This window comes from Kordiimonas lacus (genome assembly GCF_001550055.1).
Classification (GTDB): domain Bacteria; phylum Pseudomonadota; class Alphaproteobacteria; order Sphingomonadales; family Kordiimonadaceae; genus Kordiimonas; species Kordiimonas lacus.
Map to the genome: position 1 here is coordinate 312,123 of NZ_LRUA01000002.1, position 23,651 is coordinate 335,773.

Consider the following 23,651-nt stretch of genomic DNA (forward strand, 5'->3'; position numbering starts at 1 on the left):
TTGTCTTGTCGGAACGGTGGGGAGAAAGACATGACGATACTGAAATACGTTCCGGTATTTCTTGGCAGTGCTGCGCGGCACCTTGTGGCCGTCATTTGTGTCGCGGTGGCGTCAGTTGCCGTCCAGGCGGTTGAGCAGATCGAGCGCTATGAAAGCGACATAACAGTGCGTGCTGACGGGGTGGTTGAGATTTTGGAAACCATTACGGTCAATGCCGAAGGGCGATCCATTCGGCGCGGTATTTTCCGCGATTTTCCAACCGAATACGGCGATGAACATGGTAACAATATCAAGGTCGGCTTTGATGTAATATCCGTTACCCGCAACGGCAGACCGGAACCTTACCGGGTTGAAGCAAAAGACAACGGCAAGAGTGTGCGGATCGGCAGTGCGGAGCATATGCTATCTCACAGGCAGCACACTTACAGCATTCGGTATGAAACCACCTGGCAAATAACCCACCTGACAGATACTGATGAACTCTATTTCAATGCTATTGGTCACGGTTGGCAATTCCCCATCCTTTCGGGCGGTGCCACGATCAGGGTTCCCGAAGGCGCCGAAATCGGCCGCACCAAGGCAACAGCGGGCCGGATGGGGCAGGTAAACGACATGATTGAACCCGAGCGGCTGGCGCCGAATGTGGTGCGGTTTGACCTGCCGCATGACCTGCGTCCGCGCGAGGGTTTGACAGTTCTGGTGGAATGGCCGGCGGGGTTCGTTGCCCGCCCATCGGGCGCAGATAAGGCTGAACGCTTCCTGTTGGACAACGGCTGGATTGGCGTTGGCGTGCTGGCGCTTGTAATTCTGATTTCCTATCTGTATGGCGCATGGAAGTTGGTTGGTAAAGACCCAAAGGGCGGTGCCATTGTCGCACAGTATGCACCGCCTGAAGGCCCGTTTGGTGAAATGTCACCGGCTCTGTGCCGCTTCATGATGGAACTCAAAACAGACAATACGGCGTTTAGCGCAGCGATCATTTCGATGGCCACCAAGGGGTATTTGAAGATCAAGGAAACAAGTAAGGGGATCACGCTGACGCGGATCGCTTCTGATGTCGAATTGCCACCGGGTGAGGAGGCCATTGCCAACCGACTTTTTTATCATGAAGGGGATGAATTCCTGATCGAGGAAGGCGAATATAACAGTAAGCTCGCAAGCGCCGTGAAGGCCTTCGGCTACGCTGTTGGGCGCGGTGAAAATAAATATATCAAGCGCAATATGGGGCCTGTGTGGACAGGTGCTGCGCTTTGGATTGCAGGTATGGCCGTGATGATCATGGGCGGTGCCCATTTCCCCTTTTCCTTGCTTGGACTTCTTGTGGTTGGTGGGATTGCTTATTGGGGGCTGTCTGTTTTGCGGAAGGCCGAACATGAAGAAGGCCAGGGAGCGGTTACGGCAGCGGCAGTTCTTGCTGCCTTTGCTGCCTTTGGTATGAATGTGGTGTTTTCCGAAGCCGTCGCACTTTACCCCGGAATGTTTCTCTTCATTCTGGTTGGCTTGGTGATGGCTCTGGTTTTTGGCATCTTGATGAAGGCTCGCACTCCATACGGGCGCCGCCTGTTGGATGAGGTGGAGGGCCTGAAGCTCTATATGTCGGTGGCGGAAAAGGATCGGCTGGAATTTCATAACCCACCGGACAAGACCCCTGAATTGTTTGAAAAGCTGTTGCCCTATGCCATCGCGCTCGGCGTTGAGAACCGCTGGGGCGACCAGTTTGACGATGTTCTGGCACGCGCGGCGAAGGCAAGGGGCGAAGAGCATTATCAACCTGGTTGGTATCGCTCCAGCAGAGGCAGGGGCTCGTTCGGTAGAGGGCGCTTCTCCGCTGGCGCCTTTGGCGGGGCAATAGCCGGCGCCATGACCAGCTCGATCGCATCCGCAGCGACCCCACCGTCTTCAAGCGGGTCGTCCGGTTTCTCTGGTGGAGGATTTTCCGGTGGTGGCGGTGGCGGCGGTGGTGGCGGTGGGGGCTGGTAAGCTGTGACACCGCTCAGGCATCAGTGGCCCAGGGTTTTGCGCTCCAACGGACCAAGATAATAGGTCGGGTCGATGCCATTTTCCGATAGGAAGGCGGCTAACGCGCCGCTTTCCCGTAAGGTGGCGATCCGCGCGTTCACCCGAGCAAGCATCGCTTCATTCCCTGGCGTCCGGTGACAGACGATGGCGATATTATCGTCGTTTATGGTGAAGGTTGGATCATAGGGGGGTAGCGGTTTGCCAAGCTCGCGAAACACAAAGAGCACGTCGGGCATGTAGGCGATCATCAACTCTACCCGGCCGCTAATTAGAAGCTCAGCCTTGCCCTTTTCGTCGTTAACCGGAATGAAGGATGCACCAAACCCGTCCAGCAGCTTGGGAACTTCTGCCCCCATTGGGTAGGCGATCACTTTTTCTGAAACGCCCGATTTTCTGCTTACTGGTGGCGTGTCATAGCGCGAAAAAATATGGGCCACGCTGCGGATCATGAAGTAGCTTTCAATCAGATCGGATGTGTCGGCAACGATGCCAGTCGCAGCCATGTAATTCAGGGTGCTGGGATAATGGCAGCTGGATTCATCTTGTGCAAAAATTCGATTGGCACGGCGGTAGGGGACGATGTCGTACTGGGGGGCACCCTCCAGGGTGCCCAGGACCAGTCGTGCTAGATCGTTGTAAAAGCCTGCCCCATCCTCAGCCAAGGTCATACCCCAGGCAGTGGCATAAATTTTCCCGGCGTTGTGCGCATCCTCTGTAGGCTGCGCGAACACATGCGTCGTCACCATGAGGGAAATACAAGATGCGATAAGCTTTAATGCGTTCATATGTAGTCCCATTATACCCCGTTATTCATGATACGGGAAGGCTACGGGAGTAGCAACGGGTTATGGCGAGCGAATGGGCGTGTACAGCTTAGGGTCCAATATGTTCTTCACGAAAAATGCTTGCAGTTCACCGCTTTCCAGCACGGTTGTCGCGCGCTCATTGAAGGCATCGATGAAAGCCCGTGTCGTTGGCGTGTTGTGGCAGGTGATGCGTACTTGCGTGTCGTTCAGTTCATAGGATGGATCAAATGCAGGCAGGGGCTGCCCCAGGGCATTGAACACGAATTGTGCGTCTGGCATGGCCGCCGTCATCATGTCGACCCTTCCAGTAAGCAGCATCCGGGCCTTGTCGCTTTCATTGGCAACTGCAATGAAATCCGCGTTAGCCTCCTTCAGGAAGAAAGGAATGCGTGACCCCATGGCATAGGCGACCAATTTTTGGCTTACATCTGCTATGCTGGCCGGCGGTCTGGTGCCCCGTGGCGAAAAAATATAAACCTTCACCTGTAGCAAGCCGGTAGTGTCAATAAAGCTCTCGGCGTAGGTAATCTCACCGCCGTCCTGAAGAAGCTCAATATTGCTTGGGTAAAGGCAACTGCTGTTGTCGCGCAGAAACAATGCCTTGGCGCGCCTGTAAGGACGAATGTCATAGTTGTATGGCGTGTCTAGCCCGGAAAGAAACAATGCGGCCAGATCATTGTAGAAGCCGGAGCCATCCTCCGCCAATGTCATGCCCCATGCTGTAGAATAGATATGGACGCCCTCTTCGCTCACAGGCGTTGTTGGTTCGCTTGCAGTTGGCGCCATTGTGTCTGCTGAATGCTCGCTTACAGGCGCGGGCAGCAGGAAAACCATGGCGACCAGCCCACCCAACAGGACAACAACGCCCCACGCTAGAACTGTATTCTTCATGCGAACTCCGGTTTGGACACCGGGCCACTATATCAGACGAAGATTAGCAGGGGAAAGAGAGATCAGTCCTGATCCAACTGCTCAAGATACAGGCTGGCATTCAGGCCATACCCCTCGTAGAAGCGTTTCAGGTCGCCGGAGCTGTGCAAGCTTCGCAGACGTCTATTCAGTTGGTCCATAAATGCCCTGTTGCCAGGGGTGTCGTGACAGACAACGCGTGAACTGGCTGCGGGAAAGGGGCGATAGCTTGGGTCATAAGGCGGTAGGGCACTGCCCAAATGGCTATAAACGAGGCCTGCGTCAGGAAGATTGCCAACCATGACATCCACTCTGCCAGTCAGCAGCATACGGGCTTTGTCCACCTCATTTGCGACCGCGATAAAGAAGGCCCCGTCTGCGCCCAGATACTCTGGCACCTTGGCCCCCATCGCATAGGCAACACGTTTGCCGGCCAGTTCCTGCGGGCCTCGGACGGCAGGGGAGCCGGGCGGTGTAAAAACTGCGACAAAGGTTTTCTGGATGGGGATGCTCTGGATGAACCCCACCGAATTGTCGATATCCTTGGTGCGTATCAAGCCAAGGATGCTTTTGGGGTATATGCAGCTGCTTTGCTCTTCATAAAAACGGCGCATTGCCCGGCGGTAGGGCTCAATGTCATAGCCAATATTTAAGCCAAGCAGGATATAGCGACCCAGGTCATTGTAAAAGCCGCCCCCGTCGGTGGAAAGGGTCAGACCCCAGGCTGTTGCATAAACCTTTGAAGGTGGAAATTCGGTCGGCTCCGCTTCGGCCTGAGGGATGCCTGCAATACAGAGCATGGCAGCCAAGCTGCATGCTGCCAGGTGAAGTCCCCGTCGGATCCGGCGGATGTGTTTGTGCATACGGTTTCCAGCAATTGATCATATTAGCATACATAATTTTAGGACGCCTGGGAAGTCAGGGCGACAGGCGTGGCTGTTGGGCCATAAATCCAAAACTGGAATGAGAAATTTGGATCTTATTGTTAACACTTGCGCAACGGTCTATCTATAGAAGTGCAAAACAAACGTGCAAAACCAATAACTTGCACCAATTTATATCTGTCCAGGATACACGAATGCTGTCCGATGATACTCAAAGTGGCGCCATCGCCTTTTATGACCGGTTGGTCGCCGAAACCGAAGTTGACCGGGCCGCTTTCATGGCGTTACCGATTATTCGAACAGCGCTTAAGGGCGGATTGTCAAAGGCCGTCTACCTTGGTTATCTCAGTGAAGCCTTCCATCATGTGAAACACACAGTGCCATTGATGGCGCTGGTCAATGAGCGACTGGACGAAAAACACACGGCATTTCAGATTGGCCTCGCGGAATATGCCCTAGAGAAGCGCGGGCAGGAACGCTGGATATTGCACGATATTGAGCATGCTGGTGGCGATGCCGATGCCGTTAAAAACGGTACTCCTGCCAATGAGACCCAGGCCTTGGTGGATTTCGCATATGAGTATATCAGGCAGGTCAGTCCAATGGCCATTTTTGGCATGATTTTCGTGATCGAACGTACGGGCTCTGGGTTGGCGGAAAGGGCAGTCGAACATTTGATGGAGACCTTGGGGCTTCCACGAAAGTGTTTCAGCTATCTGTTATCTCACGGGTTTGCGGACCTGTCGGAAATCAGCTTCTTCGAAGGCCTGATGGCGCAAGTAAACGACCCAAAGGAACAGGATGCCATCGTGTATATGGCAAAGCGCATGTATGGCCTTTATGGCCAGGTGTTCCAGGCGATCGCCGACAAGTCGGGTTTCAGCGAAGGCGACTGAAGCCGGCACTTTACCCCAACCCGGGAACGGGCCAGCGCAATCTCGATTGACAGATGGCCTCTGGGCCTCCTAGTTCATGGATACCAAAAAATGGTGGGGAAATTATTTATGGCTTGTTTGGTGCGTTCGCTGGCTCTGTCATTTGCGTTTGTCTCATTGATAGCTGTCGGCCCGGAAGTCGCTTCTGCTCAGGACTATGAAACGATCCCGCCACCACGCAAGCTGACCAAGGCACAAAGTGATCGGGCAGCTGCGAATTATCAGAAATATTGCGCATTGTGCCACGGTGTTAACCGTGAGGGCTACGCCAACGACCATGCCCCGTCGCTGAAAAGTGAAAGTCTGTTCCAGTCCGGCGTGCCGCACGCTGTGCTGCGCCCACTGTCTTACGGTCGCGAAGGCACTGCCATGGGCGGTTACCTGGATGAGGTTGGCGGTCCCTTGACCCTGGACGAAACCTGGGATCTGACCTACTGGCTGTTCTGGGAATCTGGCGTGGACCGCGTAAGGCTCTCCACGGAACCTGTGCATGGCGATGTTGGCCGCGGAGCGGCGGTGTATCAGGAAAACTGTGCCAGCTGCCACGGGGTGAACGGCGAAGGTGTCGACGCCCCGGCGCTTGGAAATCAATCGGCACTTGCGCACAATACTGACGAATTTATCCGCTTTGCCATTCAAAACGGTCGGGACGGGACACCAATGCCAGCATGGCGGGATAGTCTGTTGCCGGAGGATATCGACAATGTAACCGCTTTTCTGCGCAGCCGGGCAAGTGGCTGGACCATGCAGAAGCCTGTACTGCAGGCGATGCCCACGCCAGATGAATATATTATAAACCCAAACGGCGAAGACCCCGGTTTCGAGTTGTCGGATGGTCGATACGTCTCCGCAAAAGATTTACTGACTGCCCTTGAGGGCAAGAAGCGTTTGGTTTTGCTGGATACCCGTGTGACATCTGTCTGGCAACGCGTCCATATCGAAGGCTCGATCCCGATCCCCTATTATACCGACTTCGACAAGCTGATGTCAGACCTGCCAAAGGATGTGCAGATCGTGGCCTATTGTTCGTGCCCACGTGCGGCAGCGGACAGCGTGATCAACAAGCTCAGGCGCCGGGGGTATGAGAATACTGCCGTGCTGTATGAAGGCATCTTTGGCTGGATGAACATGGGATACCCTGTCAGGCGCATTTATCGTTAACCGAATTCTAATAGGGTAGGCATAATGGTTTGTCTGGAGACCGATCGGGGAATGTATGCCGTCGTTGAATCTAAGCTGCAGCAAGAACATATACAGTAGCTTCAAAAGCACACTTTTGAGGTTGGCTGCCCTAATGATGTTTGTACTGCCTGTTCAAACCAGTTGGGCGGCAGCTAGTGACCGCACGATCATTGTGGGCTATGACGAAAATTCCTTCCCTGCCTATTTTCAGGAGGAGCGAAAGTGGGTCGGCATGGATGTGGAAGTGATCCGGCGGCTTATCCAAGGAGCTGGCCTGACGTACCACCCAGTTTCAATGAAATTTCCCCGCCTCCATAAAGACCTTCGGATGGGTGTTGTTCATCTGGTGCCAAACCTGACCAAAACGGCTAAGCGGTCGGAAGATATGGAGTGGATAGGCCCGGTCAGGACAACAGCCATCGCCCTTCTGTGTCGTCCGGAAAGGCTCAGTATTACTATCGAGACCTACGACGACCTTGAACGGGCTGTGAGGGACACCCAGCTCAGGATTGCCTATGTCACGGCTACCAGCTTTTCGGAATCGTTCGAGCGACGTCTCGCCGATGAAGCGTTTGTCAGAAGTCTGTTTTTCGTATCAGAGAAAGCAACCGCCGCCAGGATGACGAAGGCAGGCAGGGTTCTTGGTTTCTTCTATGATGATCTTGAGGCCGCGGCGATCATGCAGCAGCCCGAAATGGCGAAGCTCGAAGGATTTGACGGCCTGGCCATCCATGATTTCCGTATTCCGGGATCAGAGGGTGGGGTCTATATCGGCATGTCCAAACGATTGCCGGATGCGGTCAGGACAGCTTTGCAGCAAGAATTTCAGACGATCCAGCAAAATGGCGAGCTTGACGCGATCATCAGCCGGTGGACCGAGGCTGACAATGCGGCCAATGCAGCCGATCAATCCAGTATTCTGAACCCATCTTCATCACAAAGGTAAAGCACCTCCTTGTCGTCGACCGTGGTCATCAACTCCATGGGGCGGCGCCACAGGGCGTACATATGCTCCATCGTGTGGCGGCAATTGTCGGGCTCAAGCTCGCGCACTTCGCCCGCAACTTCGTCCACTTCATGCTTCAGCGTTAGCCGGTCGCCCGCGCGGGCATCGATCTTGTGACCCTTGATCACCGGCACGCCGCCCATGCCCATATTGGCGATTAAGGTCGCCTTCACATCCTTCCAGCCGCTGTCGTCTGACACATGGCTGACCACCAGATCACCCTGTCGGTTGGGGCCATACTCGAACAGGTCCAGTTCGCGCATAAGTTTTTCATCAAGGAAGCGCCTGAGGAAACTGACATCCCGGTCCACCTCCCGCACCTTGAACATCTCTTCGCGCACATGCGCGGCGTCGGCGGTGGTCAGTGGCAGTGGGCCACCATCGTCATCCTTGTCGTCGATGCCCAGATGTTCCTTGGCGATCTTCCGCCAGGTCATGAAGCCGATATGATAGGGGTTCATACCGCCCGGGTGTGGGCGGATCACCTGGTGGTGCCGCACCAGGAATTCCATATGGATACCGTGAGGCAGGTCGAGCGCATTCATGATCTGGTGGTGCCAGAAACTGGCCCAGCCTTCGTTGATGGTTTTGGTTTCGATCTGCGGCAGAAAATAGAGGCTGTCTTCGCGCACGATATTGACGATATCGCGCTCCCATTCGCTGAGGTCAGGGGCGCGATCCCGCACCAGCAGCAGCAGGTCTTCTTCATCCTCCAGAAGCGGTTCGTCGAGCACACCTGAGAGTACCTTGTCGTGGATTTCGCTGTCCTGACCCTTGCGATTGCGCGCAAACTCGGCCGTGATATTGGCTTCCTGCTGCGCGCGAGTGTGGCGCTTGACGGACGGGTTCCTGGTGACCTGCAGGCTAAGGGCATGGCAGGCATCCAGGATGCGTTCCACCTTGTCGACACCGATCGACGGGTCGGCCATATAGTCGCGGATGCGGTTGCCATGCACCTTCACCCGGTTCAGCACATTGGTGGGGTCGGTGTGGCGGAAGGTGAAATTATTCTTGAAGAAGTCGTTGTGGCCATAGACATGTGCCATTGTCAGGATCTGCAGGCACAGGCTGTTGCCGCGCATCAGGTAAGCGACCGACGGGTCCGAATTGATCACCATCTCATACGGCAGGCCACTGAGCTGCAGGTCATAGAGCGTCTTCTGGCGTTCGAAGCTTTTGCCGAACGACCAGTGCGGATAGTGGGCAGGCATGCCGTGATAGGCCATATAGCCCAACATCTGCTCGTGGTCGCACACCTCAAATTCCTGGGTGAAGCAGTTGAGGCCGATATCATCGACGATGCGCAGGATCTTTTCGTTCCAGCGCTGAAGGTCCGCCATGGTCCAAGCGGTTTCGTCGGGACGGAACGGGACTTCGTTACCCGGCATCGGCATCCTCCTCTTCCCTTAGCGCATGGCGGAGTTTTTCTTTGCTCAACAGCGCCTGGAACGCGGGCCAGACATCGTCTTTCTCGTTGATTTTAACGGCCTTGAAATTGTCGGCATCCAGATTGCGTTCGAACACATCCACAAGTCCCGAACCCCACGGGCGTATTTCGCCATAGCCAAACAGGTTGCATACATCGCAAAGCTCGTTGGCGCATTTGAGCATGGTCTCATTGTCTTCGGTGAAATTGTCACCGTCGGAGCCATGGAAGGCATAAAGGTTCCAAACGTCCGGGTGATAGCGTTCGCTGATGATATCGAGCGCCTTCTGGTAGCCCGAGCTGATCTTGGTTCCGCCACTTTCGCCCTTGTGGAAAAACTCATGCTCACTCACTTCCTTTGCCTGGGTGTGGTGGGCGATAAACGCCACCTCGACCGACCGATAGCGGGTGCGCACGAACTGGAACAGCAGGAAGAAGAAGCTACGCGCCAGATATTTCTTCATCGTGTCCATCGAGCCCGAGGTGTCCATGATGCAGATGATGGCGGCGTTGCTTTCAAAGCGGGTCTTGGGCTTGCGCCTACGGTAGCGCAAGTCTTCGCGCCGCATGCTGGCCGGGTCTTCCGACCCGATGGTGCCGCCGGCGATCCGGCGTTTGATCAGGGTCTTGAGCGTCTTTTTCTTGTCGAGTGTGGCGGGGTTGCCCGCGCGCTGGGTGCCCGCGCGCCTCAACGTGCGTTCGGATAGGGTCTCGCGCATCTTGCGGCGCTCCATGTCCGGCAGCTCAAGGTCTTCGAACATGATGTCCACGAGCTCATCCAGCATGATCTCGGTTTCATAATAGTCTTCGCCCTCATCGTCGCCGCCTTCACCTGGCTGGGCGCCTTGCTTCTTCTCGCCCGCCTTCTGGACAACCTGGCCTTCCTCAGTATCGCCATCGCCCGTGCCGGTGCCTTTGCCCTTGCCATAAACAAAGCGATACTCCTTGATGCCGCGGACGGGGATTTTGATGATCGTGTCGCCGGAGCGGCCGATGATGGGTTGTTCGGCGACAATGTCGGCGATGTTTTCGCGGATGGCTTTCCGGACCTTCTGTCGGTGCCGGGCCCGGTCCCCCGCAGAGCGGTCGGACCGCAGCCCCTCCTGGGCCGGATAGTCGCGGAATATGACTTTTGGCTGGCTCATGTGCTTATGGCCTCAGTCCTTCCACAGATTGTTGGCGGCATACTTGAGGATCACATCCGCCGAATAGGGTGTGTAGCCGAGGTCGAGAAGATCTTCGACCAGCTTGTCATACTTGTTGCGCTGGTCCTCGTCGCGTGTACGGCTTGCTGTGACGATCCGACTGATATCGCGCACGCTTGAGGTGAGGCGTTTCTCAATCGCGTCTTTGAGCGGTGCATAGGACGTGTATGTGATCTTCTCTTTCCGTCGTGTTGCGGACCACAGGAAGGCGATCACTTCCTGGCGGAAGCCCTGGCAGGCGCTGCCGACGATAGCGATCTGTTCCTCGATGGACTTCAGGAAATTCTCGTCAGGTTCGAGCTCTTCCTTGGTGTCGCGGTCCTTGACCTTGGATTTGTTCACATAGGCTTCGGCATGGTCGAGATAGTTGTGGAACAGGGTTTCGGCCTGTTCTTCATAGGCATGCACGAACGCCTTGGTGATTTCTTTCTCAAGGATCGACAAATATTCCTTATGGATGGTGTCCTGCAGGAAGCCAAGGAGATCCTTCTTTTTATCGTCGGCAAATTCGCTTTCCTTGACCATGTCAATCAGCGCTTCGCGGATATGAATTGGTGTGATGCCGTCCGGGCTTTTAGAGAGTGCAATATCAAGCGCCTTGACGATGAAGCGCGTGGAGATGCCGGAAAGGCCCTCGTCCTGCGCATCGCCCTTGAGTTCTTCGATATCCACTTTCTTGGTGCGGCCCTTCTCGATCACCTCATCGCCATTATAGAGACGGAGCTTGGTCATGCGATCGCATTTGTTCGACGGCTCAAGGCGTGACAGGATCGCGAACATGGCCGCGGTCTCCAGCGTGTGGGGAGCTATGTGGCCGTCGAAACCGGACTTGCCCAGGATCTTCTGGTAAATCTTCACTTCTTCTGAAAGGCGGAGGTTATAAGGCACCTTCACCACTACGATCCGGTCGAGGATCGCCTCGTTCGTGTGCTCGGCCTTGAACTTGCGCCATTCGGCCTCGTTCGAGTGCGCAAGGATCGCACAGTCCACATAGACCATGCCGTGTCGGCCAGGGGCCGGGACCTGCTTTTCCTGTGTCGCGGTGATCATGGTATGGAGATATTCAGTTTCGTTCTTGAATACCTCGATAAATTCGACAATGCCGCGGTTGCCTGCATCGAATGCGCCGTCGAGGTTGAGCACACGTGGATCGCTTTCCGAATATTTGTCGAGCTTCGAGATATCTTCGGAGCCGATCAGCACGCTGGTGTCCTGGTTGTTGGGGTCCACCGGCGGCACTACGGCGATGGCGCGGCGCGCGCGCTTGGACGGGCGCACGGAAATGACACGCATCTTTTCATACTCGCCGCCGAACTCTTCCTTCAGTCGGTAGCGGCACACCGGGCACAGGTCGCCTTCGACATGAACGCCCAGCATCTTCTCGAATTCTTCCCTCAGGTGCCTTGGCGTCAGGTGCAGGGGTTCTTCCTGGATGGGGCAGCCCTCAATCGCCATCATCGGGGCTGCGGTCTCGAACAGGTGATGGACATGGTCGACAAGGCTTGACTTCCCGGCACCCACAGGGCCCATCAGGTACAAGACCTGACGGCTTTCCTCGCCCTTCAGGGCGGCCGCATGGAAATAGCGCACGATCCGGTCCACAACCGGTTCGATGCCGAAAAAGATATCCTTGAATTTGGTGTAGACCTTGACGCCTTCGTCGCCGAACAGGCGGCCGATGCGGGGGTCGTCTTCTGCTGTGAGGACGGTGTCGTTCTTGTCGATCAGCGCTTCATAGACGCGCTTATGGGCCAGCATGGGCAGGTGAGGATTCTCGCGCAAGAGTTCAAGGTAATCAAGGAAGGTACCTGACCATTCTTCCTCGGCTCGCTTTTCACGGTCGGTTGAAATCAGTTCCGCAAAAGACTTGTCCTTCTTCACCATTGCTTTGTCCTCACTCGTTGCTGTCCAGTTTCCTTGTGTCTCCATCTTCATCACGCACACGCGTGTTCATCATCGGTGCGCGATGCCCCGTTCGCTTCTAACGCCTGCCGCGCTGGTGGCGACATGACCGAAAGAATCCCCTAAAAAATTAACAAATGAGTTCGATTTGCGTCCCGCTTCTGCGGGGAGATAATGAAATTGCCGGGCAGATCCGCCCACGCGTTAACTATATCACATGGTGCGCCCGTGCTGATTAATTTTTCATGAACAGATCACCTGGGCAGAGAAAAACCAGTCAGCAGGGAGGACAAAAATCCGTGATCGGGCCGGGTGAACTGAAAAATGACGGTCTGGCATATATGGCCTGAAATTGACATTTTGGGCACTTAACGCGCAGAGCGCCATTCGGCAGGGTGCCGCTGTTCTCAGTCACGACAGCGAAAGGAAATTTATGTTGGAACTTATCATCCTGAGCACCTTCGGCCTCCTTGCGGTGTGGGAGATGATCCACCCACGCCAGCAATATCCTGCCTCTGCCTTTTGGCGGACGCGGGGTGCAATTGGTTTCATTCTTTATTTGGCTGTTGGCACTTATGCCCCCTTCCTTTGGGATGATGTGCTCGCGAATTATCGGCTTTTTGATCTTACATCCCTGCCGATCTGGCAGCAGGCGTTGGCGGGCTTTTTCACAGCCGAACTGGTCGGCTATTGCTGGCACCGCAGCATGCATAACTCGAGCTTCCTGTGGCGCGCCTTCCACCAGATGCACCATTCTGCTGAGCGATTTGACGTTTGGGGCGCCTTCTACTTCAGCCCCCAGGACATGGTGGGCTTTACCTTCTTTGGCAGCCTTGCACTTGTAGGTGTTGTGGGCCTCGGCGGGGAAGCGGGTCTGATTGTCAACCTCGCAATCCTGTTCCTGACTGCGTGGCAACATATGAACATCAAGACACCGTACTGGCGGGGCTTTTTCATCGTGCGACCGGAGGCCCATTCGGTCCATCACGAACGGGGCGTCCACAAATATAACTATTGTGATGTGCCGCTGATCGACATGGTGTTTGGAACCTTCAGGAACCCGAGGGAGAGCATTCCTGAGACAGGCTTCTATCAGGGGGCCTCCCTGGAAATTCCAAAGATGATTGCTGGGTTCGACGTGTCTTCAAGCTATGCGGGCCCTGGGCCTTCAGGGTCAGCTGCAGGCAAGAAAGCGACGGCGGGCTAGGCCTAGGCCAGATGGGCCAATGGCTTTCCAAGGTTGCGGATGGCTTGGTATTTTTGCCGGTACTTGGCTGGTGAAACTCCTGCCGTCCGCTTGAAAAGGCGGCGGAAAAAGGCGGAGTCTTCATAGCCAACTGCCGCGCTGATCTCCTCCACGCTTAAGTGTGTGGTTTCCAGCAACTGTTTGGCTTCCTCCACGCGGATGGTTTGCACATAGGCCACGGGTTTCATACCCGTGGCACTTGTGAAACGGCGTTTGAAGGTGCGTTCTGCCAAACCGGATTTCTTGATCATGCGACTAACCGGCTGGGGCGCATCATAGTGGTCCGCGATCCAGGACTGGCATTCCCTTATGACGGCGTCATCATGATCCTTCAGGGGGGAAGGGCCGGTGAAAGGCAGTTGACCGTCACTTCTGTCACCCAGCAGGTAAATCTTTGCGGTTCGCGCTGCGGCGTCATATCCGAAAAAGCGCTTGATCAAGTAAAGGCACAGTTCCATCCAGGATGATGCGCCACCGGTTGTAATGATGCTCTCGTCTCCGATTGCGCAGGAGAAGATCAGGTCAGGCTTCCATTTGACTTCCGGATAGGCCGACTGAAGCAGTTCGGCCCCGGCCCAATGGGTGGTGGCCTCCCGGTCATTCAGGAGACCAGTTTCTGCAAGAAGGGCGGCGCCGGTACAAACCGAACAGATGGTGCTGCCACGGGCGTGCTGATCTCGAATCCACTCGGCGCTGGCCTGCCAGAATTCTGTGGTCTGGAAGTCATCCCCAAGAAGAAAATCGGGGGCGATAATAATGCTGCCTGAAGGCAAATCCTCAAGGCTAGCTTGGGGCATGATCGGGATTTTTCCGATGCAGGTAAATACACCCTTGATGGGGGAGGCGATACGCACGTCGAAGCCTTCGATGTGAGTGTCTGCACCGGTCAGGGTTGTCCACATACTATCCGCCGAATCCAGGATTTCATACAGGCAATACAGCACTGATCCCGTGGTCTCGGGCAGGGCAAGGATGTCGATTCTTGGTTTTGCAGGCTGCATAAGGTTTCCAGGTGGCATAAAAAGACCGTAATAGTCATTTATAGCACTTATCAGTTTGAGTTGGCTTTGACAAGGTGCGCCTGCATTGAGCGAATGAAGGACTGGTCAGGCATTTCCGGTCCGTATTCAATCATGCCCTGCCCTGCAGGATAGGGCTGACCAGTCGGAGCACGTCTTCCTGACAAGTGCCGGGTGACGCTCCTCCCGCACTTACCCCACAATCGTCACCGATTGGTCAGCCCTCGTGATCAGTCGTGACACTATGCAAATCAGCACCCAAAGAATGGCTGCACCTTAATGCTTGACCTTGTAGTAAGCTTTAAGGTGTATGATGATGTCGACTCAAGGATAAGGAGTGTGGCATGGCTGGCATGACAATCGGAAAACTGGCGAAATCCACAGGCGTGGGAGCGGAGACAATTCGGTATTATGAACGCAGCGGCTTTTTGCCGCCACCGGACCGGATGCCCTCCGGGTACCGTGTCTATGGCGGTGACGCGCAAAAGCGCGTGCGGTTCATCAAGGAGGCGCAGGCGCTGGGTTTTACCCTGAACGAGATCAAGGAGTTATTCTCCCTCACGGATGATCCTGACGCTGACTGTGCCAGTGTGAATGCACGCGCCCGGGCAAAACTGGCCGAGATCAATGAGAAGCTGAGGAAGCTGAAGTTGATGAAGAAAAGCCTTGAGCGCCTTTCTGACTATTGCCCCGCAGATGAACACCCGCTGACTGAATGCAGCATTATCAACTATCTGTACGGCAAATCCGGGCTCAGCGCCTGAAGCGGGGCTAGCGCCCCAGTTGTCGCTTCGCAGTGGCCCTTAGCGCAATATAATTGTCCTGGTTCTCTTTGGCGATGCTGGCGCAGTAAGCTTGTGTGGTCATCTCCAGACGGTCTTTGGCCTCGCGCCTTTCTGCAATAGCTGTTGCATATTCAAACGCATAGATATCCTGGCCAAGGTCGCCAATGAAGCGCCGAACGTCGGCTTTGTCCATCGCGCCAAACTTGGACCATTCGGTTTCTTCAAAGTGGGCGACGATGATTTCACTCAGGTTCTTCAGTGCCATTTCGTTGAGGATGGGCATGTTTACATTCAGTTCGTGCCGTCTGCAGAAATAGACATAGGAGCGAAACCGAGCTGGCCCTAGAGCATTATGATACAGCGGGTGATTGGTTTTTCTGACAGCCATCCACTTATCCATCGACCATGCACGGAGTGCAGCAAGGCCTGGGCTTTCAGCTTCAAAAAGCGGGTCCGGGATGGGGAAGCTGCTGTCTTCCTGCGCATGCAAAACATGGCTGGAAATTAGCAGTATCAACATACAGAGGGCAAGCCTGAGAGGGTGCATGGTCTTCTTTCCTTTGTTTGTTCCGATTTTGGCGGTTTTCATCTGCGGCGCAACCGTTAAGATGCCCTACAAGGAAGGAACCTCAATTTGCTGATATCTCCGCTACTGACCCTTTTGCTGGCGAACGCCACTCCTGCCGACTGCACCCCAGTTGAGAAAGAAATTCACGGCACGTCCCTTGAGGGCCAGTTGATGCCAGGGCAGAAAGTGACCGCATTACCGCCGGGATGCCGGGACATGCGGCGGTTGGATTTTGTTATTTTCACATCGGACGAAAGCCAAAATCTGGTCATCAAGCAAATCTGGGGAATGCCGGGTGATAAGCTATCGGTTGACGACCGGGGCTATGTGTTTGTCAACGATGAGCAGGTGCTGACACCCTTTGACAAGCCATACCGCCTGAACCGTTATTTCATGCGCAAGCTGAAGAAATTTGAAGGCGAATTGACCGATTATCTATTGTTGGGGCACCCTGGCAGCCTGGACAGTGGGCGTGTTGGGCCAATTTCCATTAACCACATTGTAGGCATCGTCGAGAAGGAAGAAGGCCGCGAACGGCACTAGCTGTGAAGCCTTTTGATCCTACCCGCCTAAGGCTGACAATTGGGCCCGGTAGCGGCGGCTGGCGGGTACCTTGGAGCCGTCCTGCAGCACCACTTCCGCGTCACCATCAGACTTCGGTTTGACCGAAAGAATGCATTCAGCGTTGACCGTGAAGGACCTGTGTATGCGAATGACGTTGACCCCGGCATCCGTAAGCTGGCGTTCCAGCCCGGTCATGCTGAGCCGCACCAGGTGCATGGCATTGGCGGTGTATAATTCCACATAATTGCCGGCGGCCTTGGCATAAAGAAAGTCACAGGGCTTGATCCAGATGAGCTCGCTCCCGCTTTTGAACGCCAGCCGCTTGTCTGGTGTTTGACGTGTGCCTTCCTGCAGGGCTTCTTCACGTCGGACCAACGCCTGCACCAGATACAATAGTGACACAAACATGATGTAGGTCACGACATCCTTGCGGTATTCATAGAGCGCATCGCGCCATACGACATCCAGGAAGCTATAGTTGCTGTCGAAAAATCCCCAGAAGATCAACTTGCGCAGACCCACCATGCCGGCAACATGGATAGCGGAAAAGGCTATGCTGAGTCCCAAGTGTGCGATCACCGCTTTCTTCATGCCAGCGGCGTCGAGCGTCAAACGGCGCACGAACCAACTGACGAGTGGAAATAGCAGAATGATAAAGACCGCACTGGTGGCTTCAGTAATCCACGGTGTTCGCGCGTCAAGGCTGTCGCCCCGGCGCGCCGCTTCAGTCAGAATGGACAGCGCGTTGACGGCCACGATAACCAATGTCACCACCGATACCACGCCCCAAAGAAAGCGTTCGTTTCGGCTGGGCAGGCAGGCGCGATAGAATTTCCGTAAGCTGATCATGCCTGTCACTATAGCGCCGCCTCTTTTGCGGCGAAACTGCAAAGCTTGGCCACTTGTCCCAGATGTGCCGCCGTTCGTCCCTGGCCAGCGGCTGCTGGGCCCATGGGAGTCATTTTCAATCCGCCGCTCGTCCCTCCCAGGCAGCAATTCGTGTCTGGCTATCTGGTACCTCTGTTACCTTGATGATTGTATGTCCTTACCCGAGAAAAACGATGACGCGAGGATATGATGACACATACAATGAATAATAGGCGGTATGACCTGGACTGGCTCCGGGTCGTCGCCTTTGGGCTCCTGATCTTTTATCACGTAGGCATGTATTATGTGACCTGGGGCTGGCACGTAAAAAGCCCTTATGAGAGCGATTTCCTGGAACCAGCCATGATGCTGCTCAATCCGTGGCGGCTGTCGCTATTGTTCCTGATCTCCGGTGTGGCGGTTCGGTTCGCTGCTGATAAGGCCGCGGCGGGCTATTTCGCCTGGGCGCGCGTGAAGCGCCTGACGGTGCCCTTTTTCTTCGGTGCATTCGTGATCGTGGCACCGCAAACCTATTTCGAATTGCTACGGGCTGGCGCAATCGAGCCGGGGTACTGGGCATTCTACAAGGATTATATGGACCTTGATCAGCGCTGGGAGGTATTCACCCCCACATATAACCACCTTTGGTATGTGCTTTATGTACTGATCTATACGCTTCTGATCCTTCCTGTATTGCCACTTGTGCGGCGGTTTCGTGCGGGTGCAACGTTGAAGAATTTGCTTCAGACGCCACTTGTACTTGTTGTGCCTGCACTCCTGTTCGTGCTGTACCGTTTCTCGTCAGATATTGCCTGGCCGGAAACCCACGATATTCGGGGCGACTGGGGCGCTCACATCCGCTACTTCAGCTATTTCACCGTCGGTGTGCTGATCGCCAAAAGTGACGCTTTCTGGGCCGGTATTGCGCGCCAATGGAAATTGTCGCTGGGCTTGGTTGTCGCTGCAGGCATCACGCTCACCATAACCTGGGCCAACTGGACGGAAATGGAAGTGGATGGGCCACTGATGCAGGCCGCTCGTACCCTCAGGATATTTTATATCTGGTGGGTAATCTGTGCGCTCTTCGGCGCGGCTCAACAGTTTCTTAACCGCCCCAGCAGCGCGCTTAGCTACCTGACAGAAGCGGTGTTCCCATATTATATTCTGCACCAGACCGTGATCATTATGATTGGTGTGGCGGTGGCTCCTTACCTGATTGGCGCAGTGCCTGAGTTTTTGGTGGTGACGATTGGCACCGTGGCTGCCTGCGTGCTGCTCCATGAGTATGTAATCCGCCGTATTGGCTTTCTCAGGCCGTTGTTTGGCCTGAAACCAAAAGGCGCCAGTCCGGTCAGCGAGCCGCTGGTGGTGCAGACATAGCCTATCTCTGAAAGGGGCGGTCACGGCCCGATCGCCTCTTTCTGAATCTTTTCCGATCCAGTCATTCAGCCAGGGTTCATGTCGTGCCCGCACAATGCGCGCAGCACAGATATGGGGACCTGCCCAGGCTTGCATGAGCCGGGGCGGGTAGTGTCAGAACTAGGCCTCTGGGCCAAACATTGCCTTATTCGAAGGAAATATTGTCGGCCTCCGTATCACGTGGGAACCATTCCAAGCGGAGCGACCAATGCTATTTTCTGACAGATTTCATTATGTCCCAATTTTTAGCGCCTTAACCCTTGTCGGAGCGACGGTTTCTCCAGCCGTTTTTGCTGATGATGCAGAAATCGATACCGACCGCACTACGGCTGTGGATACCACGACGCTGATGGGCGGCAGCGGGACACTGACCGTCACCGCAGACGGATCTGTCACGGTTTCAAGTGGCACAGCTGTCAGCATTACAGGCAATCATTCGCTATTGATGCAGGGAACGTTGCAGTCAGATGACGCGACGAATGCTGTCGCGCTAGGCGTCTATACCGATGATCTCCGTCTGACCTCAGACATCGACATCGAAGGGGCGTTCGTGATTGATGGCCCCACGGACGAAGATACGGCTACGAGTAACGTTGGCTTGGGTGTTTTCGGGACTGGCGTGTTTGACGGCAACCTGACGCTTTCGGAAGAATCGACCATATCAGTCACGGGCGGCAGTGCCCGGGGCATCCTGATCGAATCCGGCTTCGAAGGCGAAATATATAGCGACGCTGTCATCACCATGACCGGTGAAGGGTCTGTCGGTGTTGAAATCATTGGTGACGTCACGGGTGACGTGACCATCGATGGAACGATCACTGCCCGCAACAAGGACAGCATCGGCATCCTGCAAACGGGCACTATTGACGGTGCGTTTGTGCATGAGGGTGGGATGTCTATTGGCGAGCCGACCACCACTGATGACGATGGCGAAGTTGTTGACGCAGTTCCTGGCAGGGCAGGGCTTTATGTGGGGAGTGATATCACCGGAGGCCTGATGCTGAATGGTGAGGGCGCGGACTTCAATGATGATTCAGACGAGGTGATCCCGACATCGGCCATCACCACATATGGTGGTGCCCCGGCTGTGTTGATTGAAAACCTGAAGGCAGACGGCACTGATTTGCGCCTCGGGCAGATCTCCGGTCTGGACTACGGTTTGGTCCATCGCGGTTTTATCACCGTGAACGGGCAAAGTGCCGGCCTTGATGCCGTGGGTATGCGCATTCTGGGCGGTAACGAGGCCAAGTCCATCATCGAGGGTGGTATCCACATCGACGACGGCTCGATCGATGTCAGTGCGCTTGATGCCACGGCTGTTGCGTTGCATCTGGGTGACGGCGCCGAGGTGCCAATGCTTTATAACCGAGGCACGATCGAAGCCACGACCGGCGTGACCTACAATGATGATGGCAACGAAACCTACAGCGTTGGCGGTGATGCCATCGGTGTGGATGTGGACGAGAATGCCCTTCTGGAAGCGCTCCAGAATGAAGAGACCATTGTGGTGTCCGCTGCAGGTGAAACCGGCGACGGTTTCGGCGTGCGCGACCAATCCGGCACGCTGAGACAGATTGACAACTCGGGTGCCATCTTTGTTGTGCGCGGCACCAACAGCTCAGGAGAAACGATTGCGTTTGATTTGCGAGCCAACACAAGTGGCGTTGAAATTAGTAACAGTGGCACGATCCAAGGCGATATCTGGCTCGGGAGCGGCGATGATAACGTCGTTCTGACGGATGGCAGCCTGGACGGAGATATTGCATTTGGCGCCGGGCAAAATAGCTTTTCCATGTCTGGAAACGCTGATTTCTCAGGCAGTATCAGCCATGAAGGGTCGCTTGATTTCTATCTTTCAGGCGCCGATCTGATGCTAGGGGCGGATGACGTGCTGGACGTGACCTCCGCCACGCTGAGTGACGGTGCGACGCTGTCCATCACCGTTGATCCTATTGAAGGCAGTGCCGGGCAGCTGAATGCGACGGGCGCTGTGGCCATCAGCGACGACGTTTCAATTACCACACGCTTCAGCACGTTTGTGACCGAGGAACAGACATATACGGTGATCGACGCAGGTGATCTGACGCTGGAAGGTGACCTGGTAAACGATGGAGGTGCTTTCCTTATGCACAGTACGCTTGGTTTGTCTGACGACGGGACAGAAATCGAGCTGACAGTCCGTCCCAAGACGGCAGATGAACTTGCTTTCACCGGTAACCGTGCAACGCTTTATGACAATCTCTTTAAGGCACTTGATCCGGAAGATGATTTGGGGAGTGCCTTGGTACAGCTCGAGGACGCCGATGAAGTGGAAGATGCCATGCAGGCCATGATGCCGGATACCACCGGCGCCAGCCTGCAGATGGCCTACAGTGGCCTCCAGCAGCTTGAGGGCGGGCTTAGCGACCGCCTGATTGAGGTCAATGCCAAGAAGCGTCTTGAAGGTGGTTTCTGGGCCCGTGAAGTCGTTGGTGTTGGCGACATGACTGGATCCGTCAGCGAGCAAGGCGTGGACTATATCGGCGCGGGTATCCTTCTGGGGTACGACAAGGCGATTGGCCAAAATGTCCTGTGGGGCTTCGGCGGCGGCTTCATGTTGCAGGGTACGGAGCGTGAAAGCAACATCGGCGATGACGTATCCATTTTTTCACCTTATCTGAATACCTACCTGATCGCCAAGGCGGGGGCTGCCTATGCCACGACGTCAGGATCCATTTGGTATAACGATGTGGACCGTAGTCGAGAGCTCTCTTTCGCCACCATCGATAAGTCGGTGGACAGCAGTTCAAGTGGCTACACGGCAGCGCTGGATGCCAGTATTGGATATGACCTTAAGCTCGGGGGGCTGCATGTGCGGCCACATGTGGGCGCAAGCTATATGCATGTTCGCGAGGGCGGATATACGGAAACGGGTGGCGATGGTGCCAACCTGGTGGTGGAAAGCCGAAGTTATTCACGCCTGGACGGAATTGGCCGGGTATCAGTGGGCTACGATTTCCGTTGGAGCGGCAAGGGTGAGAATGCAGTCATTATCCGGCCTGAGGTCTTCGGCACATACAGGAAGGCCTTGAGCGGAAACGATACGTTCGTCACCGCAGCGCGTTTTGAAAGTGGGGAAGACTGGTTCGAACTGGCTAACGACCCAATGGCAGACAAGTCAGTGGTTATCGGTGGGGCGTTGAATATCTTTTCGGGCTTCGGTACCGCTAGCCTCAGATATTCGCGTGAAAAGCGCGATGACTGGAAGTCCCATTATGCCGGGTTCAATTTCCAGATGCGCTTCTAAGAGGCGAAACGAGAAGCGGCGCAGCCATTGGGCCGCGCCGCTACATAATCGGTGTATCCATAATCTTATGCCGCTAGTTTGGCTGCCCGCAGCACGAGTGTTTCAATCCGTGCGCTTTTCACCGTGATAATCTGACGTACCTTGTTGAGAAGCACGCTGGCGGAATGGTCATCCACGTCCGAACAATCAAGCTCGATCCACTGAAAGCCTTCTTCCGTTTTCCGTGCAGAAACGCTGTCGCAATCCTGACCGCGGATCGAGAAAAGTTCCAACACGCGGGACAAGGTGTTTGGGTCATAATCCGCCATGACGGAAAATCGGGTTCGGGTGTTGCCTCGCAAAACCATGACTTGGGTCTCCATATAAAATGCCGACCCCGCCCGTTTGCTCAGGCCCTTCTGGGGTGCGGCTTTCTGTCTAAGGTATGAACATTTTACCCTGACGCATGCGAGAAAAGGTTCCTATTGTCGCGGATATGGCATATAAAGTGAGAAAATATCTCATTAAATAGCGGTATATCGAAATAATGGCCGACAAAGTAGATGATCTTGATGCACGTATCCTGAATTTACTGCAGGAAGACGCCCGAATCCCGCTGGTGGATCTGGCCGACAAGGTTGCCTCCAGCCGTTCTGCCGTGTGGCGGCGTATCCAGAAGATGGAAGAGGCGGGCGTGATCTCAGGGCACACGGTGCTTCTGGATGCGGAAAAGGCCGGGCTCGGCGTGCTTGTGTTCGCGCAGGTCAAGATGCATGCCCACAGCCGTGACGTGCTGCCGGACTTTATGGAAAAGGTGCGCGGCTTCCCGGAAGTGATCGAATGCCACACCCTGATGGGTGACATTGACTTCATTCTGAAGGTGCGGGTTCGTGATGTGCAGGCCTATGAGGAATTTTTCTGGAATCACCTGTCGCAGATTGACGGTGTGCGCGAAATCAACAGCTCCATCGCCCTGACGGCCGTGAAAAATACCACCAAGCTACAGGTGGTGGCGGGTTAGCCATTTGGCCTGAACACACGCTTGATATAATCGCGGCATAAAAGGACCTGCCGGGGAAGCAAGTCTTTGGTGTCCAGCGATCGGGACAGAATAATGCCGCCCTCAACGGATGCCATGACCATGTCAGCAACGGCTTCCATGTCAACGTCCCCGGTAGGCGGGTGTTTTCGGGCAATCTGCTCCAGGCGATCCAGGAACAGCTTGCGCCAGCGCAGGACACCTTCGGCATTCAGGTCGCGTATTTCACTGTTGAACAGCTGGTGCTGGTAGCAGTAGGACGCAACCATGCAGCCAGGATGCAATGACGGCATGTCCGAGAGCATGTCTGCAAGCAGTTTCAGCATCAGCAGGAGGCTGTCCAGTGGATCTGTGCAGCAGGCGTCAGCCTCGTTGAACAGGTCAGCAAAAATGCGGTCGTCTTGCTCGACATACCGCAGGAACAAATGCTTGGCCAGGTCGGCCTTATCCTTGAAATGATAGAAGAAGCCGCTTTTGGTGATGCCTGCGGCGGCGATCAGCTCATCTATGCTGGTGGCGGCAAAGCCTTTTTGAAGCACGGACTGTTCGGCAAGCTCCAGGATCAGGTCCCGTTTTGACTGTTTCTGGTGCATCGCAGCCCCCAC

At 55.1% G+C, this 23,651-nt stretch carries 21 protein-coding genes; 10 read left to right on the forward strand and 11 right to left on the reverse strand.

Annotated elements, in window-relative coordinates:
• The first annotated feature begins 30 nt into the window (after window positions 1-30).
• On the forward strand, window positions 31-1,980 hold the full coding sequence (locus KORLAC_RS18860; protein ID WP_068302510.1) for a DUF2207 domain-containing protein: 1,950 nt from the start codon (window positions 31-33) through the stop codon (window positions 1,978-1,980).
• A 20-nt stretch (window positions 1,981-2,000) separates the two neighbouring features.
• Here the strand turns inward: KORLAC_RS18860 and KORLAC_RS02655 are convergent, their stop codons facing one another.
• The 3 genes from KORLAC_RS02655 to KORLAC_RS02665 form a co-directional block, all read right to left on the reverse strand.
• Window positions 2,001-2,804, reverse strand: coding sequence for a hypothetical protein (locus tag KORLAC_RS02655; RefSeq protein WP_139167510.1), 804 nt, complete (start codon window positions 2,802-2,804; stop codon window positions 2,001-2,003).
• 60 nt (window positions 2,805-2,864) lie between these two features.
• Entirely contained in the window at window positions 2,865-3,716 is an 852-nt protein-coding gene (locus tag KORLAC_RS02660) for a hypothetical protein (protein WP_068302519.1), read from the reverse strand.
• Between the two features lie 62 nt (window positions 3,717-3,778).
• Entirely contained in the window at window positions 3,779-4,597 is an 819-nt protein-coding gene (locus tag KORLAC_RS02665) for a type 2 periplasmic-binding domain-containing protein (protein WP_082714466.1), read from the reverse strand.
• Window positions 4,598-4,812: 215 nt separating this feature from the next.
• Here KORLAC_RS02665 and KORLAC_RS02670 point away from each other — a divergent pair, with 215 nt between their 5' ends.
• The 3 genes from KORLAC_RS02670 to KORLAC_RS02680 all read left to right on the forward strand — a co-directional run bounded on the left by KORLAC_RS02670 (window position 4,813) and on the right by KORLAC_RS02680 (window position 7,681).
• Window positions 4,813-5,514, forward strand: coding sequence for an iron-containing redox enzyme family protein (locus tag KORLAC_RS02670; protein ID WP_068302524.1), 702 nt, complete (start codon window positions 4,813-4,815; stop codon window positions 5,512-5,514).
• A 108-nt stretch (window positions 5,515-5,622) separates the two neighbouring features.
• Complete coding sequence (locus KORLAC_RS02675; RefSeq protein ID WP_068302527.1) at window positions 5,623-6,714, forward strand: c-type cytochrome; 1,092 nt, start codon at window positions 5,623-5,625, stop codon at window positions 6,712-6,714.
• A 193-nt stretch (window positions 6,715-6,907) separates the two neighbouring features.
• Complete coding sequence (locus KORLAC_RS02680; protein WP_160328582.1) at window positions 6,908-7,681, forward strand: substrate-binding periplasmic protein; 774 nt, start codon at window positions 6,908-6,910, stop codon at window positions 7,679-7,681.
• Here KORLAC_RS02680 and KORLAC_RS02685 read toward each other — a convergent pair.
• Genes KORLAC_RS02685 through KORLAC_RS02695 form a run of 3 tightly spaced genes read right to left on the reverse strand, consistent with a single transcriptional unit; the run spans window position 7,642 to window position 12,256 of the window.
• On the reverse strand, window positions 7,642-9,129 hold the full coding sequence (locus tag KORLAC_RS02685; protein ID WP_068303130.1) for a SpoVR family protein: 1,488 nt from the start codon (window positions 9,127-9,129) through the stop codon (window positions 7,642-7,644). The two genes, KORLAC_RS02680 and KORLAC_RS02685, sit on opposite strands and share 40 nt — an antisense overlap.
• Window positions 9,119-10,312, reverse strand: coding sequence for a DUF444 family protein (locus tag KORLAC_RS02690; protein WP_068302533.1), 1,194 nt, complete (start codon window positions 10,310-10,312; stop codon window positions 9,119-9,121). The genes KORLAC_RS02685 and KORLAC_RS02690 overlap by 11 nt, the downstream gene beginning before the upstream one ends.
• Window positions 10,313-10,324: 12 nt before the next feature.
• Window positions 10,325-12,256 (reverse strand): serine protease, encoded by a 1,932-nt coding sequence (locus KORLAC_RS02695; protein WP_068302536.1) that lies wholly within the window; start codon window positions 12,254-12,256, stop codon window positions 10,325-10,327.
• Window positions 12,257-12,707: 451 nt separating this feature from the next.
• Between KORLAC_RS02695 and KORLAC_RS02700 the strand changes: the two genes are divergently transcribed.
• Window positions 12,708-13,481, forward strand: a complete 774-nt coding sequence (locus tag KORLAC_RS02700) for a sterol desaturase family protein (protein ID WP_068302539.1) — start codon at window positions 12,708-12,710, stop codon at window positions 13,479-13,481.
• A 2-nt stretch (window positions 13,482-13,483) separates the two neighbouring features.
• Here KORLAC_RS02700 and KORLAC_RS02705 read toward each other — a convergent pair whose 3' ends face one another.
• The gene (locus KORLAC_RS02705; RefSeq protein WP_068302542.1) at window positions 13,484-14,521 is read right to left on the reverse strand and encodes a GlxA family transcriptional regulator; all 1,038 of its coding nucleotides are present in this window, start codon (window positions 14,519-14,521) and stop codon (window positions 13,484-13,486) included.
• A 362-nt stretch (window positions 14,522-14,883) separates the two neighbouring features.
• Between KORLAC_RS02705 and KORLAC_RS02710 the strand changes: the two genes are divergently transcribed.
• The gene (locus KORLAC_RS02710; RefSeq protein WP_068302545.1) at window positions 14,884-15,303 is read left to right on the forward strand and encodes a heavy metal-responsive transcriptional regulator; all 420 of its coding nucleotides are present in this window, start codon (window positions 14,884-14,886) and stop codon (window positions 15,301-15,303) included.
• A 7-nt stretch (window positions 15,304-15,310) separates the two neighbouring features.
• Here the strand turns inward: KORLAC_RS02710 and KORLAC_RS02715 are convergent, their stop codons facing one another.
• A complete protein-coding gene (locus KORLAC_RS02715; protein ID WP_139167514.1) occupies window positions 15,311-15,844 on the reverse strand; it encodes a hypothetical protein in 534 nt (177 codons plus the stop codon).
• A gap of 114 nt (window positions 15,845-15,958) precedes the next feature.
• Between KORLAC_RS02715 and KORLAC_RS02720 the strand changes: the two genes are divergently transcribed.
• On the forward strand, window positions 15,959-16,435 hold the full coding sequence (locus tag KORLAC_RS02720; protein WP_139167515.1) for a S26 family signal peptidase: 477 nt from the start codon (window positions 15,959-15,961) through the stop codon (window positions 16,433-16,435).
• Window positions 16,436-16,453: 18 nt separating this feature from the next.
• Here the strand turns inward: KORLAC_RS02720 and KORLAC_RS02725 are convergent, their stop codons facing one another.
• Window positions 16,454-17,305, reverse strand: coding sequence for a LytR/AlgR family response regulator transcription factor (locus KORLAC_RS02725; RefSeq protein WP_241493364.1), 852 nt, complete (start codon window positions 17,303-17,305; stop codon window positions 16,454-16,456).
• A 240-nt stretch (window positions 17,306-17,545) separates the two neighbouring features.
• Here KORLAC_RS02725 and KORLAC_RS02730 point away from each other — a divergent pair, with 240 nt between their 5' ends.
• Window positions 17,546-18,703: an acyltransferase family protein gene (locus tag KORLAC_RS02730; protein ID WP_160328583.1), complete on the forward strand. Its 1,158-nt coding sequence runs from the start codon at window positions 17,546-17,548 to the stop codon at window positions 18,701-18,703.
• Between the two features lie 247 nt (window positions 18,704-18,950).
• Window positions 18,951-22,028, forward strand: a complete 3,078-nt coding sequence (locus tag KORLAC_RS02735; RefSeq protein ID WP_068302560.1) for an autotransporter outer membrane beta-barrel domain-containing protein — start codon at window positions 18,951-18,953, stop codon at window positions 22,026-22,028.
• A gap of 65 nt (window positions 22,029-22,093) precedes the next feature.
• On the opposite strand, the gene KORLAC_RS02740 is transcribed toward KORLAC_RS02735, so the two are convergent.
• Window positions 22,094-22,375 (reverse strand): hypothetical protein, encoded by a 282-nt coding sequence (locus KORLAC_RS02740; protein ID WP_139167517.1) that lies wholly within the window; start codon window positions 22,373-22,375, stop codon window positions 22,094-22,096.
• A 179-nt stretch (window positions 22,376-22,554) separates the two neighbouring features.
• Here KORLAC_RS02740 and KORLAC_RS02745 point away from each other — a divergent pair, with 179 nt between their 5' ends.
• Window positions 22,555-23,028, forward strand: coding sequence for an Lrp/AsnC family transcriptional regulator (locus KORLAC_RS02745; RefSeq protein ID WP_068302566.1), 474 nt, complete (start codon window positions 22,555-22,557; stop codon window positions 23,026-23,028).
• Here KORLAC_RS02745 and KORLAC_RS02750 read toward each other — a convergent pair.
• The gene (locus tag KORLAC_RS02750) at window positions 23,025-23,639 is read right to left on the reverse strand and encodes a TetR/AcrR family transcriptional regulator (RefSeq protein ID WP_068302569.1); all 615 of its coding nucleotides are present in this window, start codon (window positions 23,637-23,639) and stop codon (window positions 23,025-23,027) included. The genes KORLAC_RS02745 and KORLAC_RS02750 overlap by 4 nt on opposite strands.
• Between the last annotated feature and the right edge of the window lie 12 nt (window positions 23,640-23,651).

What these genes read in the sequence shown, in the direction of transcription:
- KORLAC_RS18860 (WP_068302510.1), top strand. Translation starts at nt 31, where the DNA reads ATGACGATACTGAAATACGTTCCGGTATTTCTTGGCAGTGCTGCGCGG.
- KORLAC_RS02655 (WP_139167510.1), bottom strand. Translation starts at nt 2,804, where the DNA reads ATGAACGCATTAAAGCTTATCGCATCTTGTATTTCCCTCATGGTGACG.
- KORLAC_RS02660 (WP_068302519.1), bottom strand. Translation starts at nt 3,716, where the DNA reads ATGAAGAATACAGTTCTAGCGTGGGGCGTTGTTGTCCTGTTGGGTGGG.
- KORLAC_RS02665 (WP_082714466.1), bottom strand. Translation starts at nt 4,597, where the DNA reads ATGCACAAACACATCCGCCGGATCCGACGGGGACTTCACCTGGCAGCA.
- KORLAC_RS02670 (WP_068302524.1), top strand. Translation starts at nt 4,813, where the DNA reads ATGCTGTCCGATGATACTCAAAGTGGCGCCATCGCCTTTTATGACCGG.
- KORLAC_RS02675 (WP_068302527.1), top strand. Translation starts at nt 5,623, where the DNA reads ATGGCTTGTTTGGTGCGTTCGCTGGCTCTGTCATTTGCGTTTGTCTCA.
- KORLAC_RS02685 (WP_068303130.1), bottom strand. Translation starts at nt 9,129, where the DNA reads ATGCCGGGTAACGAAGTCCCGTTCCGTCCCGACGAAACCGCTTGGACC.
- KORLAC_RS02690 (WP_068302533.1), bottom strand. Translation starts at nt 10,312, where the DNA reads ATGAGCCAGCCAAAAGTCATATTCCGCGACTATCCGGCCCAGGAGGGG.
- KORLAC_RS02695 (WP_068302536.1), bottom strand. Translation starts at nt 12,256, where the DNA reads ATGGTGAAGAAGGACAAGTCTTTTGCGGAACTGATTTCAACCGACCGT.
- KORLAC_RS02700 (WP_068302539.1), top strand. Translation starts at nt 12,708, where the DNA reads ATGTTGGAACTTATCATCCTGAGCACCTTCGGCCTCCTTGCGGTGTGG.
- KORLAC_RS02705 (WP_068302542.1), bottom strand. Translation starts at nt 14,521, where the DNA reads ATGCAGCCTGCAAAACCAAGAATCGACATCCTTGCCCTGCCCGAGACC.
- KORLAC_RS02710 (WP_068302545.1), top strand. Translation starts at nt 14,884, where the DNA reads ATGGCTGGCATGACAATCGGAAAACTGGCGAAATCCACAGGCGTGGGA.
- KORLAC_RS02715 (WP_139167514.1), bottom strand. Translation starts at nt 15,844, where the DNA reads ATGTTGATACTGCTAATTTCCAGCCATGTTTTGCATGCGCAGGAAGAC.
- KORLAC_RS02725 (WP_241493364.1), bottom strand. Translation starts at nt 17,305, where the DNA reads ATGATCAGCTTACGGAAATTCTATCGCGCCTGCCTGCCCAGCCGAAAC.
- KORLAC_RS02730 (WP_160328583.1), top strand. Translation starts at nt 17,546, where the DNA reads ATGAATAATAGGCGGTATGACCTGGACTGGCTCCGGGTCGTCGCCTTT.
- KORLAC_RS02735 (WP_068302560.1), top strand. Translation starts at nt 18,951, where the DNA reads ATGCTATTTTCTGACAGATTTCATTATGTCCCAATTTTTAGCGCCTTA.
- KORLAC_RS02740 (WP_139167517.1), bottom strand. Translation starts at nt 22,375, where the DNA reads ATGGTTTTGCGAGGCAACACCCGAACCCGATTTTCCGTCATGGCGGAT.
- KORLAC_RS02745 (WP_068302566.1), top strand. Translation starts at nt 22,555, where the DNA reads ATGGCCGACAAAGTAGATGATCTTGATGCACGTATCCTGAATTTACTG.
- KORLAC_RS02750 (WP_068302569.1), bottom strand. Translation starts at nt 23,639, where the DNA reads ATGCACCAGAAACAGTCAAAACGGGACCTGATCCTGGAGCTTGCCGAA.